This window comes from Acinetobacter sp. CIP 101934 (assembly GCF_000369585.1).
GTDB classification, from domain to species: domain Bacteria; phylum Pseudomonadota; class Gammaproteobacteria; order Pseudomonadales; family Moraxellaceae; genus Acinetobacter; species Acinetobacter schindleri.
The window spans coordinates 1595988-1617360 of the sequence record NZ_KB850094.1 but is presented as its reverse complement, the minus strand read 5'-3'; the positions used below and the strand labels follow the sequence as shown (position 1 = coordinate 1617360).

Below are 21373 nucleotides of genomic sequence, written 5' to 3'. Positions count from 1 at the left end.
AAACAGGCTTAAAGATTGAAAATAAAAGCGTTACAAGCTTTATTTCGCATTCGCTGAAACCATTTTCTCAGGACGGACGACTTCATCAAACTGTTCAGCTGTGACTAAACCAAGTTCTACCGCAACCTGTTTTAGAGTTTTACCTTCTTTATAAGCAGTCTTGGCAACTTTGGCTGCATTCTCATAACCAATCACTGGGTTCAATGCAGTAACCAGCATTAATGAATCATGTAAGAAGTGCTCAATCTTGTCACGGTTCGGCTCAATACCGACGGCGCAGTGATCATTAAAACTATTACAGGCATCACCGAGCAGCTGAATGGATTGCAACAAGTTATACGCGATTACAGGCATAAATACATTCAGCTCGAAATTTCCAGATGCACCTGCCACATTAATGGTGGTGTCATTTCCAAGCACTTGCGCCACAACCATGGTCATCGCTTCGCTTTGAGTAGGATTGACCTTACCCGGCATGATGCTTGAGCCTGGTTCATTTTCAGGAATACGGAGTTCCCCAAAGCCGCAACGTGGCCCACTGGCTAACCAGCGAATATCATTGGCGATTTTATTCAGACTCACTGCTAAAGTTTTTAATGCACCGGAAGCAAAGACTGCCGCATCACGACCTGCCAAAGCTTCAAATTTGTTTGGTGCAGTGACAAATGGCAGTCCAGTCAGTTTTGCCAGAGTTTGCGCTGCTTTTACTGCATAGTCAGGATGGGCATTCAAGCCTGTACCTACTGCTGTGCCCCCTAAAGGCAATTCATATAAACCATGCAGTGCCTGTTCCAGACGCAATAAACCGTGATCTAGCTGAGATACATAACCACTAAATTCCTGACCTAGTGTCAACGGCGTAGCATCCTGTAAGTGAGTACGGCCAATTTTGACGATGTCTGAGAATTCCTGAGATTTGGCATGCAAGGTATCACGCAGTTTTTTTACTGCTGGAATCAGTAATTCATTGATTTGCAGACTTGCAGCGACATGAATTGCTGTTGGGAATGAGTCATTCGTTGATTGAGCACGATTAACATGATCATTCGGATGAACCGGTTTTTGAGAACCTAAAGGATTTCCCAGATTCTGGTTAGCGATATTGGCAATCACTTCATTACAGTTCATATTGCTCTGCGTACCAGAACCTGTCTGCCACACCACTAACGGGAATTGACTATCCCATTGTCCTGCAATCACTTCTTCTGCTGCTGAAACAATATAACCTGAAAGTTCATGCGGAATCTGATTTAATTCGGCATTCGTCAAGGCTGCCGCCTTTTTAACCAGACCCATGGCACGAATCATGGGCCGTGGCAGACGTTCATTACCAATTTTAAAGTTCTGCAAACTACGCTGAGTTTGTGCTCCCCACAGTGCTTCACTGGGTACAGCAACTTCACCCATGGTGTCATGTTCAATACGTGTTTGCATATTTAACCTCTTTATAAAGTTTTAATATTTCCTTGTTCCATCTTAGGCAAAATAGAACAGCATGTAAATGATAATTATTATCAATAATTGGGATAGCGTTAATCGGTATTATTGCCCACGTAATGTGTTCTGATAAAAACGCCACTCGTCTTCAAGCATTTGCCGAATCGAACGCTGAGGCTGCCAGTTTAAAGTGTTCCTGGCCTTTTCCGCCTTAGAGCCAACCTGATCTACTTCCGGATTAGTGTAATATAGCGCCTCTTCCGTCTTGATATTGATTTGCGTCACTTCACCAATTTCATCGAGCAATTTCTGAATCGAAATCAATTCGCCCGCTATATCAAAGGCTTCACAGGCAAAACTTTGTGTACTGAGCCATTGCAGACTCTTAATGACTGCATCACAACAATCTAATACATGCAAAAAACTGCGTTCTACAGTTTTATCTTCAGTATTGGCCTGTTTTCGCAGTTCAATACTTTCCCGCTGTAAGGCTCCAACCTGCATGGCCAAAGGCACGATATTTTTTGGTAGCGGCGGTACCACTTCACCCAGTACCCCATGTTCAAAGGCACCCGAAATATTGCATAGTCTGAGGATCGCAATTTTCCATTCATTATCAGTACGTGCAGTATCACGGATAATTTCTTCTACCATCTGTTGAGACTTGATATAAGGGTTTGGATAACTGAAATTAAATGGTGTTTCTTCAGTCAGATCAGGACTGGATTGCCCATAAACAGCAAGGCTGGACAAATGCACAAGATTACGAACACCCGTCCGTTGCATGGCACGTAAGAGACTCATAATACAACTGACATTATCATTGTAATATTCCAGCGGTTTTAGTACCGATTCTTCTAATGATTTAAAGCTTGCAGTATGTACCACGGCGTCAATGGAATTCTGTTCAAAGACTTTGTTTAAAGCAGGCGTATTACGGATATCAATTTTAACAAAAGGCACATACATGCCGGAAATGAACTCAAGACGTTCTAGCGTCTGTAGGCTGGCATTGGCCAGATTATCGACCACAATGACCTGTTGCCCTTGTGCGAGCAGACTTAAAGCAATATGAGAGCCTATAAAGCCTAAACCACCGGTCACTAAAATCATTGTATACTACCTTTTTATTATGTAGCCCAGATCAACTGCTTAGTTGATCAAGCCTGTAGTGAATTTCATGAGCACCTTAATTCTTATTACCTCCGCCCCGACGTCGATACATGCCTGGCATGCCTTGGGACTTGCCAAAGCATTAAAGCAAAAACAGGAAGACTTTCGGGTTTTCTTTTACCAGGACGGTGTGTCTGTTGCTAATGCTCTGCAATGGGTACCGGATGACCAGCGTCACCTGACCCGTGAGTGGCAGTCCTTGCAACTACGTCTGCCCGTATGTGTAAGTGCGGCGTTAGCGCGTGGTATCACAGATCAGGAGAATGCTCAACGTCACAATATTCAACAGCATAATCTTGCAGATCAGTTTGAATTGGTCGGATTGGGCGAACTCGCTGATGCTGTTCAGTCTGCACATCGTCTGCTTCAATTCTAATCGGTCTATTTTTTGGGATATGTTGCTTTTAAAAGGTATATTGTGTGAAATCTGTACTCGTTATATTAACTCAATCGAATCTGAATTCCTTGCAGGTTCATGAAAGTCTTTCTGCGACCATGGTACTTGCGACCTTTGGTTCAGACGTGAAAGTCTTATTACAAGGTGCAGCTTTAAGCCTATTACGTTCAGATCTGCAATTTGAACAGCTTAAACATGCGTTCAAAATTGCTTCCAACATGGTCGACAGTTTTGAATTTTATGATCTGACCCCAATTCTGGTGGAAAGTAAAAATCAAAACTCGCCTTTTATACAAAATACAGAGCAAGAAATTGAATTTGTCGAATTAAACCCAGCCTTTATGCAAGGCTTTAACCATGTATTGTACTGGTAAGGTTGCTCACCATGTCTGATAAAACTCTTTATATGATTCAAGCCAGCCATGCGGCTACAGCACAGATTATCGAACAACTGTCCCAACTCTATAGCGAAAATGATCAGGTAATTCTGATGGGCGATGCAGCCTTGTCAGTTGAGCATCCATTTATTCAGCAGCTGAAAGAGATTTATATTCTGGAAAATGAGGCTGAGTTATTGCCTCAACCAGAAGTAAAAAATTTGAAAATTATTAATTATACCGAATTTGCAGAACTATGCTTGGGCTTTAGTCGCTGTATTTCTATGAAGTAACACATACGGATCTATCATGAATTTAGAGTTAGACCAAGATGGTCATTTAGTGGACTATACCATCTGGAATGAAGACGTCGCACAGGTGCTTGCCGAGAGCTTAGAGTTAAAACTGACCCCTTGGCATTTTGAAATCTTACAGGCTGTACGTCAGTTTTATCAACAGTTTGGTCATTCTCCAGCGACACGTCCTCTCATCAAATTCCTGATGAAAACTGTAGGGCCTGAAATCAACAATGCTGTACTTCAAGAAAAATTTAATACAGGCTTGGTGGCACGCCACCTTAGTCGTTTGGCAGGCATTCCTAAACCGGCGAATTGCCTTTAAGCAGATATATAATTACTACTCATGCAAGTTTAAAAACGATACAGTTTACTTAACTTGCATGAGATGATTTTTATATCCTGTAGCTAGAGTATAAAGTTTACAATCATGCAGACCTTCATCTCTCAGCTTAATTCTGAAGAACCACTTTAATACATCACACTGATATTGTTCGCCTCTAGATCATACCGTGCTTAAACTCATCTCATCAGAAATTATATGTGTTTCATAATAAGAATAACGCGTTTTCAATTTTGCCGATGCTCGTGTCAGTTCATGTTGGTACTCAGGCAAGAATGTCTGTAGCAAATTAATATTGGCGAGTGCCTCCTCCTGTTTAAGCGCCTTATTTTCCAATAATGTTTGTTGCCTGTTTAGAAATATTCTCAGCTGCAAATATTCAGGCTTATGTCCATCCTGCATTGCAAATAGCATACTGGCAAAATCTGAAACAAACTGAGCGCGCTGTTGGTTCAAAGGCTGAGATTGATTCCGCACCACTCCCTGACGCTGTACAGCCTGATTCAAACTTTCTGCCTGACGGTCTAGAAACGGCGTATGGGTATTCATCCCATAAAATGCTAAACTGCTGGTGCGGTTCAATCCCAATTCTTCCCGATGGATTTCATTATGGACCTGATAACCAATCAACCATAAGATTAAAAATAGAGCCACAGTACTAAGCAGGTAAACGCCTTTTTCATTCATATGCCACCTCCCGGTTAAAACCGTGCAGAAGTGATTCCCCAAGTGACAAAAATAGACAAACAGCGTTAAGCCAAATAACGATCTTCATGAGCAATGCTCCAATTTATTTTTCTTTTAATTTCTTATTGTTGTAAGTAACTCATGGTTACCTTTGCATTAAAACAATATACAAATGCAAAAAAAATGTGTAGCGCTTTCCGACCAAAAGAAAACCCGAATTTTGCACTCCGGGTTTAATTAAAATACTAATTAATGTCTTTTTAATACATTAAATTATTCATCAACTATATCAATAAAAGGTGCATTTAAAACCTTGGCTAAATCTGCTGGGTTTAGACCAATGTCCAAACCACGCTTGCCACCACTGACATAAATTTTATTCAGCCTTTCTGCTGATACATCAATCACAGTTTTCAGGCGTTTCTTTTGTCCCACTGGGCTGATTCCACCCACCAGATATCCGGTTAATCGTTCTGCCTGTTTAGGATCTGCCATCTGCAATTTTTTACAACCGAATGTAGCAGCTACTTTTTTAAGATTAAGCTGATGATGAACAGGTAATACTGCCACAAAATATTGCTTTTCATCCGTAAACACTATTATATAAAGCAAAGCAAATCTAAACAAATTTTAAACTATTGTATTTATTATAAATTAGATACTTATAAAACTAAAACAAATCTAAGCGCTATATGCAAAATCTTATTTTGTGAGTACTATTGTGAGTAGTTTTCAAGTTACTCATATTTTATTTAGGTTACTCACATGCTCACTGATACCAAAATTAAGAGCCTTAAACCAAGGGATAAAGCATATCGCATTGCTGACCATAATGGGCTTTGTATTGAAGTTAGACCAACAGGTACAAAACTGTGGCGCTATCGATACCGGTTTGAAAACAAGGCCTCAATGCTAAGTTTAGGTGAATATCCACGGGTAAGTCTAGCAGAGGCAAGAAAGAATCGTGATGAAGCGAAGGCTCTACTCAGTGAAGGTAAAAACCCTGCTTTAGCCCGCAGAGAAGAAAAAGTCGTACAAAGTGTAAAAAACGCAAATACGTTTAAAGCTGTTGCTGAGGAATATATTACCGAGATTTTAAAAAACAGATCGGAAACGTATGTTGGAAAAGTAAAATGGTCGCTTGATACGGATATCTATCCAGTAATTGGAGCCAAGAGTGTTGCTGACGTGACTGCTGCAGAAGTCCTATATATTGCAAGATCAACGATCACTCGTGTTCGGACAACAGGCGCTAGAGGGACTGGTGAAGTTACCGCAGCAAATAATATTAAAATTATTGGTGCTGTTATGCGATATGCGATCGCCACTCTAAGAGCTGAGAATGATCCGACTTATGCAGTACGTGGTGCTATTAGTCGCCCAGATGTTGAACACGCTCATCCACTCTCCAAGGAGCAACAAGTCCAGTTTAGAAAGGGAGTTGATAATTATCATGGCACAGCAACAGTTAAGAATGCCCTACTCACTTTAGCTTATACAATGCTACGCTCAATCGAGATTAGACGTATGAAGTGGGAGTATGTCGATTTTGAAGAAAGAATTATTACCTTTCCTATTTCAACACGAAGTAACTCTCAGGAAAGGACAATGAAAAAGAATAGGATCCACCTGGTTCCCATGTCTGATCAACTGTTCAATGTACTCAAGTCTCAATATGCTGAAACAGGCAACAAAGAGTATGTATTTTCAAGTGCATACAGTAGCGCAGCCACAATCGGAAGTGCTACATTGAATAGTGCTCTAAAAAAAATAGGGCTTAAAAACTCGACATCACACGACTTTCGAGCAACCGCAAGTACTATCTTAAATGAGCTTGATTTCGATGATGATTGGATTGAAAAGCAACTTGCTCATGCCGAACAGAACAAAGTAAGAGCATCATACAATCATGCTAAATACATTAGTCAGCGCCGGAAGATGCTACAAGACTGGGCTGACATAGTTGATAAATGGGGGCAATAAAATGAAGACTAAAAAATTTGATCCAAATAATTTACCAAAAGCTTTAACAGATGAGCAATTAACTCAGAAGTTGATCCCTACCCGCTTTATTCCAGAAAAACCCGAAAAACTTAAAGATAAGAATGTAGTTTATGTTTTCGATAGTTCTGATTCATTCAATCTTACTTATGATGAGTTGGTAGAAATTGTGAGCAAAGCACGAAAGGCTGGGTCTAGAATGATTCCAATTTTAGGGACAATAAATTAGTATGAAGTTAAAATCAGCAATGTTTTGGGTTTACCTTGTTGTAATTTTATATTTGGTAAGCATGCTTGTTTACGTAAGTGTTGAGTTTTTTGGCGGTGCTGATACTAATAAAATTTCTGCATTTGGATCAGTCCTTAGTGGGGTCGGAACTCTATTTGCTGGTTTTGTTGCTATATACCTGTTTAATGATTGGCGTGAACAACACAATAAGAATATTGAATCTCAATTATGTATGAAAGCTTTTGATTATATACAAGGCTTTGAATTTGAACTTATCGATATAGAGAGATTTACGATACTGTATTTAGTTAACCCTAACAAAAGTTTACTCCATAAAAAATTTAATAATAACTTAGAAAGGCTTAATGTCATTGCAGATAAAAGTTCAGTTGTATTATCTGATTTGGGTTTCTTTATTCCAAAAAAAGAGTATGACAAAAAGTTTAAACCTCAATTTGATATTATTATTGATCAACTAGAGCAATACATTCATATCTATGATTCGACCTTTAGGTTTTACAAACCTAACTCACAAGATAAGGAGTTTATCCAAAAATATCGTGAATTAACTGCAGGTCTAAGAGATCGATACCGGGCAACCTTTGTTGAATTAAATGAATATTACAAGGCTCTATAAATCCACCTTTCAATTCACACATCCTACACAACCAGTGAAATGATTTTTTATTGTAATTAAATGGACTGTTTAGACCTAACTTGAGAGCTTTTTCTTTCCGGTCATGCCCCACTTAATGGCTAAACATCAATTGCGTGGCCATCTATTATTTTCTACATTATTTCGATATTCTGGTATGCAAAAATTACTTTCATAAGATATTGTTAGTAACTAACTTTGTATTCTATTATTTTAGAAGATAAAAACTAATATCAGGAACCAAATAACATGTATGAAGATTACACACGTCAAGCCTTACCTTCACAGAATTATAGAGCACTTTTAGGTTCAGCTATATGTGTTTTCAATTCAAATAATAGCTTTGTCATCGAAAATATTTTAAGAATTGATCAGACGGGACAATATAAATGGGGTGAACTTATAGACAAAATGTCCGGTCAACTAAAAGATGATATTAGAAATACTATCACTAATAATTCGAATGATAGTATTGCAAACCTTTTCAATGATATTGTTTACATAAGAAATAGAATAGTACATAGCTTTCAATTTACAGCACCCCCAGGAATTACTGATGATCCTGATAATCAGATGCTAGCAACTAAACATAAAGATGGAAAACAAGAACCAATAACCGAAGAATATTTAATGAATTTTATTGAAAAGAATGAAGAGCTTTCATCACAATTACATCAATTGCGAGGTTATTAGATTTTCCATTTAATATAATGATCGTTATACGAAAAAAACCCTCAATCGAGGGTTTTTATTTATGGCCAGCTTTCACTCAACCTCTTTGCATCAAATGCGTGTCCATCTGCTTTTTCTGGCATGCTTCGATATTCTGCTGTGCAAGTTTCGAGTAACTCACTGTTGGTAGCTGTGAACATGGCATGCGCCCATCCCTAACCTTAAATTTAAACCTGTCATTTAAGTCTGACCACCCGAACAGGTCAGCCACCGCACAACTCTAACTCCCAAAGATGGCTTAACATTTACTCGAATTACCTGATCTTTTGGCATAGTTACCCCACAAAAAACCCTCAAATTGAGGGCCTTTTAACAGCTTGATTCAGAGCACGTTTTCCTTGAGCACATTCAACATACATTCGCCGATCTTTTACCCAAGCTTGAAGTGCATATCCACCATCACCCAATTCAATCTCAGGGAGGTCGGGACAGTCCTGGGTCAGATTCGCTGGTAGGTTCCATGCGACCGGCTTCGTTGAGGGCTGACACGCCATCAGCATCAAGACACACGTTACGATAAACAGGGCGTTCCGTGATTTTCTCAACTTTGTTGTTAATGACTTCCGTGTGTACTCGATCTTGATCTTTAAGTTCTTCATATTGACCACCCACTTTGTCAGCGCTGCTACGTTGTTCATGTTCCGCATCTACATAAGGTTTAATTGCTTTTGCAATATCGGCTTCGCGCTGTGACTCACTACGCTCAAGTGCAAAGTGCTTCCATGCACCAAAGGCAACTGCCAGTGCAAGCAGGACTAGCAGTACTACAATCACAGCTTTATAAAATTGGGCTAGAAAAATATCGAGCATGCTGGATTACCCCTTAAGGAACAGTGCTTTTTCTTTGGCACGGCGATTAACCAAACCTTGCACACGTTTACTATTGTCGAATACCCAACGGTCAAACTGACTTGCTGCACCAGACTTGTTACCCTGATTTAACAAGGTCAGGAAAGTACTCTTGGCGAAAGCCGTTTCACCAATGTTGTAGACAAAGGAAGCCATTGCATTGAATTGGTTTTGAGATACTTTAGCCTTCACGTATTTATCCAGACAGGCATCAACCCATTTACAATCATTTTTCAGCCAGATTTCTGCCTGAACTCGCGTACATTTATCGCCCTGACGTACACGGGTACCATTTGGATATTTAATGGTGCCGTAACCAATAGTCCATACACCACCCGTATCCAGATAGGCATGATCCTTAAATCCTTCAAATTCACGGATCAGGTCATACCCGGCTTCGGAAATATCCCACTGGCCAGTCACACCAGCCAGTAAGGTATAGCCAATTAATCGGCTAAAGGTATTTAGTCCATGGCACTGGATAATTTCATCACCTGCCATAACCTGATCAACAGATAATTTTCCACCGGACATTGCACGGAGCCATGAATAAGCCTGGGCAATTTGAGCAGTGTGATCAATACTCATTTCTTCCCATTCCCCCAAATTGCCAAGAACGCCGCTTTAACTTCATGCAGTACTTCGGACATAGGTTTCCCCTGCAGTAACGCGACGGACTGATAAACGATGCCGATACCAAGCAAGCCAAATACTGCGAAGAACAGCATGATTGCGCCTTGATACATCGTAGATACGTGGAGTAAGTCGAAGTATTCAATGAAAGCCGAACCACCATATAAACTGACAGTTACACTGGCCATAAACTTGACGATGACATTCAGTGAGACTTCTATCTTTCCGTCTTTATCAATGTCACCACTTAGGACCAGCGCCAAGATTGCACCAACAACTGCGGGTACGATCTTGATGATCCAGGGGATGGTGTTCTCTTGCATAACGCTCTCAATACAAATTCTGATCTATTGATGCATCATTGACTTTTCACAGATAGTTACGCGAACCCTACACAGGAGGATTTAGCTTAAAAATTGCACAGTATGACGTAAAAGCAGTGAGTAGCCTGTAAGTACAGAACTTATAGAGTGTATTAAATGAAGAAATTTAAAATGATCTGGATGGAACGTGTTGTGGATCACGAAGGCGATACTCTGCACCACGAAGAAAAAAGCCAAATTATCGAAGCTGAAAATGAAGATGCTGCCTGCGACCAGTGGGAAAAAGAAAATGAACATAATGAATATCAAAATGGCCTAAATGACGTGGTGGAAGTCATCGAAACACCGCTTTTTGATAAAAAAATCTTTCTAGATATGCCAGATGGCCTGACCTACGCCGTACCGGTTGAAGTCATTGCCCGTAATCGTGCTGAACACTATAAGAATGAATTCAATGACGATCTGGGTGAAAGCCTGCGTGAAGATACCATCCCGTTATTTTTAGATAATGATTATGAAATTAAGGACTGGGCACGCAACAACATGAACTGGTCGGATGTAAAAGATAAAGCCATTACATTGAAGAAAAAAATTGATTCAGATGAATATCAAGAAGTCTGGGTTAATGGCGAAATGAAGATTACATAAGATGAGTAAGAAATCAGCGTGAGTTGGTTTCTTTTCTAGTTTTAGATATCTTAAGACAAAATAAATATCCTTAAATTTACGATGAAAAACATAAATTTATTAAAAATTAAAAACACCAAATTAAAAAATATGATAATCTCATAGCCAAATCAAATACTAGGTATTGGTTATGAGTGGCTCAGAAAAAATAATTGTACCGGGTACAAATGTCTTAAGACGAGCGGGCAATACTTTAATCAGCTCAGAAGCAAGTGAGGCTGAAAAGATAGAAGCCTTTAAAGTGCTAACAGCATGGCGTTCTTTACATACATACCCAATTGATACTTTTCAAAAAACCTTGAGAAGAAGATGTGGTGAGTTAAAATTTAAAGATTCGACAGTAGCGCAGAGGCTCAAACGCTTACCCTCAATTGTCTCTAAATTGAAGCGATACCCCGGAATGAACCTGGCTCGAATGCAAGATATTGGCGGGCTAAGGGTGATTTTGCCTAGCATTCAAGATGTTTATCGACTACACAATGACTTGATCCACATAAACAAGAGATTTAGCCATGAGCCAAAACTCCCTTGTGATGATTATATTCAAAAGCCAAAGCCAGATGGTTATCGCAGCTTGCATCAGATATTTATCTACAAAAGTAGAGACCATACAGAGTTGGATGGCCTAAGCATTGAGCTGCAAATAAGAACTAAATTGCAGCACTCTTGGGCAACAGCTGTTGAGACTCTTGGGGTAATTGAAAAAGCATCTATAAAGTCTGGTTTTGGCTCTGAAGATCATAAGCATTTTTTTAAGTTGAGCAGTGCACTTTTTTCAATAAAAGAACAAACCCCGATGCTACCGGAATTTGCAGAACTTACCCCAAATGAGATTGCGCATCAAGCAAAAGAAATTGAAGAAAAGCTACAGATCTTCAAGAAACTCAAGGGAATTGCAATTACCGCTAAGCACATTGAGTCAACTTCTAATAGTAAGTATGCGTATCATATTTTAAGACTATATAGAGACGAAGATGCTTGGAAGGTGGATGTGATGCCTTTTTCCAAAAATCAAGAAGATCTAGCCAAGACTTTTTATGCATCACTTGAGGCGAAAGTTAAAGGTGATCCAGATGTAGATGTGGTATTGGTATCTGTGGGTGATTTGAAGGCGATTAAAAAAGCTTATCCAAACTACTTTCTAGATACTAATCAATTCATCAAAGAGATGCAGTCGGCGTTTAAGAAATATTTGGATGCTTAAAACCAAACCTCCTCCGGGAGGTTTTTTATTTAATGGCTTCAATTTTGTAACATCCAATAATTTTTTTGTAATATTTATGTTATAAATTGTTTGCTTTACTTATCACATGCATATGAATGATGAAAAGTGGAGCGCCGAAAATGCTAACTAAAACAGAAATCGTTGTTGTCGTTCTAATGATAGTAGCCTTAATTCTCATCGTTTATGAGATGGGACAAGGTGGTAGTTGGACTTTATAGAATTTAGACTTTATCAAAGTTAAAAGAAAAGCCCCTTGGAGGGCTTTTCTTTTACTCATCAATCGCAAAACGCCCTATATCTGCATCCTCACGTTTCTTGTTCGGCAGATAAATACCATGCTCTGCTTGCTTCACACGTTTTTCACGCTGACGTAAACTTTGCATCGCCTGAACTCTGCTGATCCGGCGTGACGGGTTCTTCTGGTTGAAGGCCTGAATCTCTGCCCAAATTTCCTTTTGGCCATCCATATCATCACGCTGAACCGCACGAACATAATCATTCATTAATTCTGTACGACGCTTATCCAGGCGCTTGGTATGCGAATAAATTGCACTACGTCCTTCGGTGGCCAAGCGTACTTCACTTGGGCTAAAACCAATAGCCTGTGCTGCAAGGCCGAACATACCCACGTCATCCTTAATCATGACTCCGGTTTTATCCTGGGCACCTTCGGTCGCATATCGAATAGATCTCAATGGAGAACGCAAGAATACCGGTGACATGGTTTCCACCCCTCGCATACCGTGTCCTTGCCCTATTTCAGCTAGGCCTTTAAAGGTATTGGTTAGAATCCCTACCACTGGGCCTAACCCACTCATCACCATGGCATCACTAAAGTCTTTGCCTTCCAGACCATCCTGCACATCTGGTAGCAACAAATTATTAATACCAACACGGCCAGACAAGTCAGCTGGGCCAAATCGTGAAGCACCTTTCATGAGAACTTCTGAAGTCTTGGTACCCAGTGCATCGGCAAGAGCATTACGCAAAGCAGCTTCTGCATCCCATGGTTCATCGTCATCACTTCCCAGCATTGAAGCCATGGCCAGAATCGGCCCAACCAACGGCAATCCCATTACCCCGGCAAATACAGTATGCATTCCAACAATGCCGGCCAATGCACGCTGTGCCTCACGACGTGCTTCAGGAGTTTCGCCTTTAAGCGACTGGTGAGCTGTACGTGCCAAGGTGTAAATCATATTCTGGCCAAACTGTTTGAACAGTAAAATGACCTTGGCAATATTGCCCTGCATGATTCGTGGACGGTTCCCTGATGAATAATCGAAGTGGCCCTTATAGGTAGAGTCCATTGCCTGCTCAAAAGCCTGATCGTGCATTGAGCCACTATCACGTGCCAGCCGGTACGCAGCAATGAATGTCACTTCACGGTTAAAGCGTTCAGCATTATGAAATAGAGTACTTGCGACCCGCATAATCGGACGCAGTTTCCACATCACACCACTATCTTCACCTTGAGCAATACCCGCCAAGTCGTGTGCCATGGTCACATCGATCACACCACGACGCACAGCTTCTTCATAAGCCTTGAGCTCATCGCCTTTCAGAATTTTGGCAATATCATTTTCCCAGTTCTTTGGATTGATCCCTTTGATCGACACGCCTTTACGGAAATCATCTGATGCTTTGGCCAATGCTGCCCCTGCCTTATCATATCCCCACTTGGCACCCATCTGAGGATAGGCCACCAAGACTGTTTGCAAGGTGTTTACTGCTGCCGATGCCGGTGACAAACCCAAGTAATACAGGAAGCCTAAACTGGTTAAAGCTGTCGATAATGGGTGTGAGTTCGCCTGCATCATCTTCTCATGGCGTTTATTCATCTCCCCGATGACTTGTTGTGCTACACGCTGGTCATAACCTTTACCAGCATTAAATTCATCATTAGCATGCTTTTGCATTCCATCCAGCATTTCCTCAAGTTGATCTTTATAACGCAGCTTGGCCAAGTAACTGCCACCATGAAACATATTCTGGGCAAAGGCACGACGAGCATCCTGGCTAAAACCTGCGGTACCTTTACGGTGAATTGAGTGTTTTGCATAAGATAGATCCGGCAATGATTTTAGGTATAACTGCCCTAAAATATCTTCTAGCTCTGTCTGACGTTGTGCATTCAATCCTAGGCTGCCCAACTCATTAAATAGAGTAGTCATAAAGCCACGGCCTACACCATCTCGGGCCGCATTAAATTCTTTATCAAGTTTTGGTTCAAGCACATTACTGCCTGGGTATTCTGTCAATAAAACTTCACGTAATTTATGTGCTTCAGATAAGGTTTCAGCACGACTAACACTCAGCACTTCGCCTTTATTATTCTTCGCCACTACCACATATTTACCAAAACGCTGTAATGGGAAGTACACGCCCTGCGTATAACCAAAGAAATTGGCATCCATCTGCTGCAGTAATTCGGTCTTTTTCTGATTACTCATACTTGAGCGCAGAATACGATCCTGAATTGCCTGACGCACATCACGGTGATGCTTTTTATAGGCATCACGTGCTTCTCGATAAACCTTTTTCGCATCCCCGGACAGTGCGTCAAACTGTTTTTTCAGCTTGGTATATTCTGCAATATTGTCACCTGGTTGATATGGCTTGGCCGGATCGATCTTGGCCAAGGTTGCATCGTGCATCACATTGGCCAACTCTTTTTCATCTTTTAAGTCAGCCCAACGACGTGCTAGTTCATCTGACAATGCAGCCACTTCGTTCTGATCCGCATCCATCATTGCCACCATGTCGTTATACGGTTTCAGCTGCGGCAATAGCTTTTGGTACAGCTCTGTCAACTGACGACGGCCCAGTGCACCTAATACATACTGCAAAGCATGTGTAGCCTTATAACCTGCTTCGGTTTTAAGTTTATTACGACCCTGCTTATTCATATTGCTAACCAGATTCTGAATAATCTGCTGAGCATTGGCCTGCCGGCTAAATCGAATATCGGTATCCTGGCTGCTAAAGAGTCCGGTATTTCCAACGGCTGATTTGACCTGTTCCGGGTTAAATGCGACCAGGTAATCCATATTGTTGAACTGGTGCCGAATTCCATTGAAACCGTCTTGCATAGCACCAACAATCTGCTCACGTGTGGTCTTGGAATTGCTATCAAACATCTCTGGGATATTGGCAAACAGTGGCATCACTGTCCCTTCACTGTTTTGAGAACGACTGCCGGCATAATTTTGCGCTTCTTCATAACGATCGGTGAGATACACGCCACGACCCAGTAAACCACCACCGAGTTTAAAGCGAGTGAATTGAGAGGATGTGCCGTGGTAAACCACCTGAGGCTCACCATTCTCATCGACCACTTTAGAGGCAGTCTCAGGGCTATTTTCCCAGTCACCAAACCATTGTTTAAATTCTGGTGTCCGTACCTGCAACCACTGTTGTTCAGTCAGATTGGTTGGTTGGCCATTCGGTGCTTTCATCCACTGATCTGTACCCTGCAGTTGAGCACGTACATTTTCTACTGAAGTCGGTTCGGCAATCTGCTGCTGGATCATGCGGTTGGCCAAGGCCACCATATCGTTTTCATTCAGATTTAAATTGATACCCAGTCGATCAAAGGCCCATGCCTTCACAGCACTCACGACCTTATCAATAAAACGTTTGATTGCACTTTTTTGCAGGGCATTCATTTCCTGCTGAGTGGAAGCCAAGGTTAAAAGATAAGGTAGGTATTCCAGCTGCTGTGTTTTGGTATCAGTTTCACGCTCTGCAAGACGTTTTGCTTCAAGCGCAAGCGGATGTTTACGCTGAACCATATCGTTGAATATATCCATAAGGTCGGCATATTTTTCTTCACTCATGATGTTTTGAAATCCACCATGACCACCCAACTCATGCAGGAAGGTCGGGATAATGCTGGTTTCGTTCAGGTTGTTGGCAACTAAAGTCACACGGCCATTCTGATAAAAACCTTCCACACCTGGTTCATCTACAGTACTGACTATATCCAGCAAACCACGACGCTCTAGGCTAGAAACGGTCTTTTCACCGAAGCGTTTCACCAGAGCTTCACGCACTTGTTCTGGTGTCTGGCCAGACTGCACATTATCTTGAGCACGACTATAAAGACGTGTACCGGTATCAGTCTTCTCCGTCTGCAACCCGCCGATCAGATCATCAAAAGCCTGATTGATTGCAACACGTTCCTCACCAGATGGGAAAGGACGTTTTACCCCATACGGCGTGAGGATACCCACATTTTCAGGACTATAATTCAGAAAAGGACTACGGGCATTCTTGGCAGCGATCTTATCTTCTACATAACCCTGGAATGCACGTGCCGACATTTCATGTGGAGTCGTCCAGTAGTCACTACCGCGGCCTTGATCCAGTTCTTTGGCATTCATGGCAAATTCAGTTGGTACTGACTTGTATTTGGTTGTGCTTTGCTGTGCATCAGCAAGTAGTTTAAGCCGGCCCATATAGCGGCTCATGCTGCCGCGAAGATAGTCCAGTACTCCCTTAAAGTCTGCATTAAATCCTGATCGGCCACGGACGGCTTTAAAAATCTCATTGATCTTGTCCAGCGCATCATTGGTGTGGCGGTACCCACCAAAAGTACTACGGCTTTTGGGGTTCTTACGCGCCTCAGTCTCAAGCAACTGGCCTGTGATAATAAGCTCTGCTGCAGTATCGAACTCTGCCAGCTGATCTGCAGAGGCAGGTTTATTAAATCGTTTGTAGTACTGCGGATCGAGCTGCTTGGTCAGATTCTCACGGATAGAATTTAGTTTATCCTGAACTTCATCACGTGAACGTGCAACAAACTCGTCTGCTGCCTGGGTATCTTCAATATAAGCCTGTGACTTTTTAAACATGGTCACCATGAGCTTTTCAAAGTTATTGCGTACATCTTCACGTACACCAGACTTCACTACCTTAAAACCATGACTTGCAAAACGATCCGCAGGATTCGCTTTTACATTCAGGCTACGTGAGCCATCTTCATGCTGGATCCATGCTGAACTGGCTGAACCATCCTGGCGTGACAGGTAATGATCGAATGCATGCCACCATTCATGCGCCAGAGATCCGGCACCGTTCATTTTGGTGAGATTGATCACGACACGATTAGATTCATAATGTGCTTTGGCACTACTCAGTCCTTGACCACGTGCACCAAATGCCAGTGCAAGTTCTCCATTTAGACTTAGAGCTTCTGGTGGGATATTCAAGACTTCAGCCAGATCCATCAGACCATCAAATGCATCATTCAATAATTCCTGACGTTCTGCCTGGTTGTTCCAGTTGCCAAATTCCACCCCACGGAATCCAAAGACTCGACTGAAATCAGAATCTTTGGCATCTCCTTCACGGCGGGCCACACCGGTACGTTGAGTATTCTCAGGACGTGGCAGATCCAATTCACCAAATGTGGTATTGGTCTCTAAAATTTCCTGCGCATGACGTACCAGGTATTCATTTGCTGCATCACGGGTATCAAACAACTGCTGCACAACCTGCACATGCTTACGGTCTGATACGGTTCGGACAATGATGTAGCCTTTTTTTCCATCTTTTGTGTCAGTGGTGACACGATGCTTCATAGCAACCGCTGCCACAGGTAGAAACTTCTCAGCTTCTTCCTGGCTGTTAAACATTTGATTGGTAAGACGACGGTTATTGCCCATCCAGTCCTTATTTTTGGCATCTGAAATCGTCCACTTGCCGACTTCAGCTGGATTGGATGATGCTGCAATTTCCGAAATCTCAAAACGTTTGGCCCAGGTCGGACGGTCATCTTTAGGTTTTTCTGCTACAGGTTTTTTACCAGTTTTTACTGCAGTGTCTTTACGTGCACCACCAATTTTTTCACCAAAGTCCTGAATGACTTCTTTTGGTTTTGTGGCAGCAGGTTTTGAACTATCCGGTTTTTCCGGAGAGTTGGATTTAATATCCTTATTTTGCTCTTGCACCGGAGCTTGTGCCGGAGCCGGACTGTCTTGCACCGGAGCTTTGTTCTGTACCGGTGCTTTCCCGACCCATTCACCCGTAGCAGGATGCTTCATTCCCAGAATTTCAACACGGCCATTTTCATGCTGCACGGCATGATAGTTTGGATTTTTGAGTGCATTTCTCTTTTTAGGAACGCTGTGCAGGTCAATGGTAAAATCATCACCCAGTGTCTCCACATCAGACATTACGCTTTCTAGGCTATCACCATAGTCACGCTGAACACTCTGTGGATCTAGAGTGGTTTCGGACTGAGGTGCTGCACTTTCACCTGCAGGTTTCTTGGTATCCCCATTTTTTAACCAAGTCTTAAACTCATCCTTACTCATGGCACGAACTGGCCCGATTTTCCAGCCTTTATCAAAGTTGGATGAATAGGCTTGAATCGCATCTTCCTGTGAATTAAATCCCATCATGACTTTATGTTCATCAAATCCACCAGTTTTCTGGTCAATCTGATCCACAATAAAAACTTGTTCTGACTCAGGGTTACGGCCTATATAGGTATCAATTTGTTCATTGTCGGAACCAATACTAGATTTGATGTACCCGTAATGGTCACTCATGGTATGCGCCCATTCCTTACCATCAGGATCGGTACCACGTCGCTCAGAACCACGCGGATTTTCTACAGCAATATTTAAACCATGAACTTTAATGTGCCCTTTCTTATAATTACCCGCCTCGATCTGTGCTTGAGTTGGTTTAGGAAGGTCATTTAGATTGCTGGATGCGGCTTCATGTGCAGCATTTTCAATCTTGGTTTGCTGCTCAATATTCTTGTGCTGGGTTTCAATTTCAGTACGCTGCGCCTGAAGGCTGTCCAGCTGCTTACGCATCTGCATCTTCTTTGGAACGCTTTTTTCTGCCTGTAACTGCTGTTTTACAGTGGCAATATCACTATCTACCTGACTCAATTGCTGTGCAGCAATCTGTTGGGTATCAGTTAAGTCTTGTACCGTAGCTGGCTCACTATTTTCAGAAATTGCTGTACGTTCGGCACTTAAAGCTTCAAGTTGCTTACGAATCTGTGCCTTTTTAGGTACGCTTTTTTCAGTGACAAGCTGTGCTTCCAGTTCGGCTACTTTGGATTGAGTATCAAGTAGTTTGGATTTTGCTTCACTAGCTTGGATTTCATTTGGACTTTGGTTGGGTGTGATGACCTGACCTACATCAGATTGCGCAGGTTGTAATTCATTCTGCGCTGTTCCTGTTGCTGCTCCCATTTGCGCCGTTGCATTGGTGTCATTTTGTTTAGAAACTGGTTGGCTTCCATTGTTAAGCGGTGCATTTCCTTGCTGTGTTGTTCCATTCTGAATGCCTTCATCAATGGTGATTGGTGCATTTTGATCTCCTTTCTGACTCTGCTTTAGCTGCTCAATTGCTGTAGTGACTTCTGTCCCATAAGTATTTTGCTTGCCGTTAATCTGTTCAGGTGTGAGTTCACGTGCTGCATTTGCTGCCTGTTGCAATGGCGCATTACTGTCTTCGGTTTTCCCTGTTGTGTTAGATGATGCTTCAGCTACAGCTTGTGCCTGCATTTCAATTTGCATCTGCTGAGATATACCACTATCCACAGCTGTGGCAGCTGCTGTAGATAATGGCCCTAAATTTGGATCAAGTCCCATTTGCTGGGATGGTGTTAAATCGACTTTCTTGGAGTCAATAATAGGTTTTTGAGGAATATTATCAAAAGGACTGATACCGTTATAGTCCACCACAGGATCTGGTGTTTCTAAACCAAACGTATTATTAAATTGAATCTGACGCTCTAAATCAGTTGGACCTTGCTCAGGTCGCTCAAAGTCAATGCCATTGTCTGCCTGTGTTTGCTGCTGCTCTACCAGTGATAGCGGTGTTTCAATATTCGGCGCTTGGAAGTTAATGCCGTTGTCATAGCGTGGATTCCCATCAGCCGCCTCTAAACGGCTCATATCAATGACTGGGTTGGCTAGTGGTGCACTATCGGAAAACGGGCTTAGTTTACTTGGATCAAGTACTGGATCTGGCACACCTCCACCAAATAATTGTGATTGTGTATCACGCATCGCTTGGCTTTCTTGGGCTTGCTGTGCAGCTTGTTGCGCTACCTTAAGTTGCTCATCAGTCATACTTTTAGGTTTTGTTAAGTATTGAAAGGCTTTCTGCCCACCATACATAACACCAGACTGACCAAGAGAACTGATTGCTTCAAGGGCAGCGTTCTTGGTGTCCCAGTCTCCATAAGCAATACCAGAGCCAAAATACTCGCCCGCAAACTCCCCTGCAGGATCGGTTGCAAATGCCGCTGTATTTCGAGCTACATTTTCAGCACCTTTTAATGATGACTCATACACTTTATCGGTAGCGATACGTTGTGCAAAGTCACTGGACTGCATTGCAGTTTTAACCGCAGCATTATCCGCTGTATCAACCCCCATGCTTGTTAATGCTCGAGAGGTGGCTGCCTTAGCCGGTGCATCAAGAAGAAGACGACCAGCGCCCCATGTTGCCCGATCAATCGTACCTAGTATTAAACCTTTTGTAGCCGCTTCATCAAAAACTTTATCCCCATTTTTTTCAATAAATGCCTGAACAGATTTTGTGTCCTGTGGGTTAATACCTGCCTTCTGAATTGAATCTAATAAATGATACCCCCCTTCAATCGCAGTATTACCTGCAGCCCCGCCAGCAATCCCCCCAACAACACTACCAATTGCAGCACCAGGAGCTGCACCTGCACCAGCAAATGCTGCACCAATTGCACCACCTGCCATTGAGCCAGTTTTGGCACCAGCGGCCATCCCAGTCATTGGCGCAATCATATTGGGTGTTTGTTCAAGCAAACCAGACCCCATAGCTTTTAAATCTTTTCCTAAAGATCGAGCACCACCAATGAAGCCTTTTGAATTATCAATATTTTCTTTTATCTGACCAGCAACTTCAGAAATACCGCCAGTAATGCCATCCCCTCGCTCCCATGCATCCATGAGAACCTTGCCTTCTTTAGTGCCCGGATTAGCCTTCACATAATCATCTGCTTCTTTGACTCTTTGTGCTGCTGATGCTGTATCACCAGTAGCGAGATCGGCAGATATCGCCATGCTGTTTTTAGCTTTTGTCCAACCACGAGCTAAAGCCCCATCTTGTTCTTTGCCATAATTTGGATCAGAAAATGGATTTTTTTCTTTATTGGTATTAACCAGATCACTACCATAATTAGGATCTGAAAACGGATTTTTATTTAGAGAATCGGGCATGACACACTCCTATCGGCATGTCACAAATAATGCTATTCCATCTTTGTGTTGGTCGAACCCCACAGAACTATTGCCACTGATATAAATTTAAATTATCGT

Annotated in this window: 17 protein-coding genes and 1 pseudogene; 10 read left to right on the top strand and 8 right to left on the bottom strand. The window is 42.1% G+C overall.

From position 1 onward, the window contains the following. Positions 1-39: 39 nt before the first annotated feature. Together fumC and F899_RS08055 are read right to left on the bottom strand one after the other, a co-directional pair. Entirely contained in the window at positions 40-1434 is a 1395-nt protein-coding gene (gene fumC / locus F899_RS08060; protein WP_005222011.1) for a class II fumarate hydratase, read from the bottom strand. A 108-nt stretch (positions 1435-1542) separates the two neighbouring features. Beyond that, the gene (locus tag F899_RS08055; RefSeq protein WP_005222004.1) at positions 1543-2550 is read right to left on the bottom strand and encodes an SDR family NAD(P)-dependent oxidoreductase; all 1008 of its coding nucleotides are present in this window, start codon (positions 2548-2550) and stop codon (positions 1543-1545) included. 67 nt (positions 2551-2617) lie between these two features. On the opposite strand from F899_RS08055, the gene tusD reads away from it, so the two are divergent. The 4 genes from tusD to F899_RS08035 are packed head-to-tail and all read left to right on the top strand — an operon-like array spanning position 2618 to position 4005. Continuing rightward, a complete protein-coding gene (gene tusD, locus F899_RS08050; RefSeq protein ID WP_004894594.1) occupies positions 2618-2986 on the top strand; it encodes a sulfurtransferase complex subunit TusD in 369 nt (122 codons plus the stop codon). 44 nt (positions 2987-3030) lie between these two features. Then, positions 3031-3381: a hypothetical protein gene (locus tag F899_RS08045; RefSeq protein WP_004894591.1), complete on the top strand. Its 351-nt coding sequence runs from the start codon at positions 3031-3033 to the stop codon at positions 3379-3381. Between the two features lie 11 nt (positions 3382-3392). After that, a complete protein-coding gene (locus tag F899_RS08040; RefSeq protein ID WP_004894589.1) occupies positions 3393-3677 on the top strand; it encodes a hypothetical protein in 285 nt (94 codons plus the stop codon). A gap of 16 nt (positions 3678-3693) precedes the next feature. After that, positions 3694-4005, top strand: a complete 312-nt coding sequence (locus F899_RS08035) for a TusE/DsrC/DsvC family sulfur relay protein (RefSeq protein ID WP_004894586.1) — start codon at positions 3694-3696, stop codon at positions 4003-4005. Positions 4006-4185: 180 nt separating this feature from the next. Here F899_RS08035 and F899_RS08030 read toward each other — a convergent pair whose 3' ends face one another. After that, positions 4186-4710 (bottom strand): hypothetical protein, encoded by a 525-nt coding sequence (locus F899_RS08030; RefSeq protein ID WP_004894583.1) that lies wholly within the window; start codon positions 4708-4710, stop codon positions 4186-4188. Between the two features lie 273 nt (positions 4711-4983). Further along, positions 4984-5298: pseudogene (locus tag F899_RS08025) on the bottom strand (aminoacyl-tRNA deacylase); the annotation flags it as partial. 177 nt (positions 5299-5475) lie between these two features. On the opposite strand from F899_RS08025, the gene F899_RS08020 reads away from it, so the two are divergent. The 4 genes from F899_RS08020 (at position 5476) to F899_RS08005 (ending at position 8288) form a co-directional block, all read left to right on the top strand. Beyond that, positions 5476-6693, top strand: a complete 1218-nt coding sequence (locus tag F899_RS08020) for a tyrosine-type recombinase/integrase (RefSeq protein WP_005221999.1) — start codon at positions 5476-5478, stop codon at positions 6691-6693. Position 6694: 1 nt separating this feature from the next. Further along, on the top strand, positions 6695-6940 hold the full coding sequence (locus tag F899_RS08015; protein WP_005221991.1) for a hypothetical protein: 246 nt from the start codon (positions 6695-6697) through the stop codon (positions 6938-6940). Between the two features lies 1 nt (position 6941). Further along, on the top strand, positions 6942-7577 hold the full coding sequence (locus tag F899_RS15170) for a hypothetical protein (RefSeq protein WP_005221989.1): 636 nt from the start codon (positions 6942-6944) through the stop codon (positions 7575-7577). A gap of 267 nt (positions 7578-7844) precedes the next feature. Further along, positions 7845-8288, top strand: a complete 444-nt coding sequence (locus F899_RS08005; protein WP_005221988.1) for a hypothetical protein — start codon at positions 7845-7847, stop codon at positions 8286-8288. A gap of 453 nt (positions 8289-8741) precedes the next feature. Here the strand turns inward: F899_RS08005 and F899_RS08000 are convergent, their stop codons facing one another. From F899_RS08000 to F899_RS07990, 3 genes are read right to left on the bottom strand one after another with little or no spacing between them, the layout of a single operon-like run. Next, positions 8742-9137: a hypothetical protein gene (locus F899_RS08000; RefSeq protein WP_005221985.1), complete on the bottom strand. Its 396-nt coding sequence runs from the start codon at positions 9135-9137 to the stop codon at positions 8742-8744. A gap of 6 nt (positions 9138-9143) precedes the next feature. Continuing rightward, positions 9144-9764 (bottom strand): lysozyme, encoded by a 621-nt coding sequence (locus tag F899_RS07995; RefSeq protein ID WP_005221983.1) that lies wholly within the window; start codon positions 9762-9764, stop codon positions 9144-9146. Next, entirely contained in the window at positions 9761-10132 is a 372-nt protein-coding gene (locus F899_RS07990) for a hypothetical protein (protein ID WP_005221982.1), read from the bottom strand. Before F899_RS07990 ends, F899_RS07995 begins: the two co-directional genes overlap by 4 nt. A gap of 156 nt (positions 10133-10288) precedes the next feature. Here F899_RS07990 and F899_RS07985 point away from each other — a divergent pair, with 156 nt between their 5' ends. Beyond that, positions 10289-10780, top strand: a complete 492-nt coding sequence (locus F899_RS07985; protein WP_005221980.1) for a hypothetical protein — start codon at positions 10289-10291, stop codon at positions 10778-10780. A 169-nt stretch (positions 10781-10949) separates the two neighbouring features. Further along, positions 10950-12023, top strand: coding sequence for a RelA/SpoT domain-containing protein (locus tag F899_RS07980; RefSeq protein ID WP_005221978.1), 1074 nt, complete (start codon positions 10950-10952; stop codon positions 12021-12023). Positions 12024-12313: 290 nt separating this feature from the next. Here F899_RS07980 and F899_RS07975 read toward each other — a convergent pair whose 3' ends face one another. After that, the gene (locus F899_RS07975) at positions 12314-21274 is read right to left on the bottom strand and encodes a PLxRFG domain-containing protein (RefSeq protein WP_005221975.1); all 8961 of its coding nucleotides are present in this window, start codon (positions 21272-21274) and stop codon (positions 12314-12316) included. Positions 21275-21373: the final 99 nt, after the last annotated feature.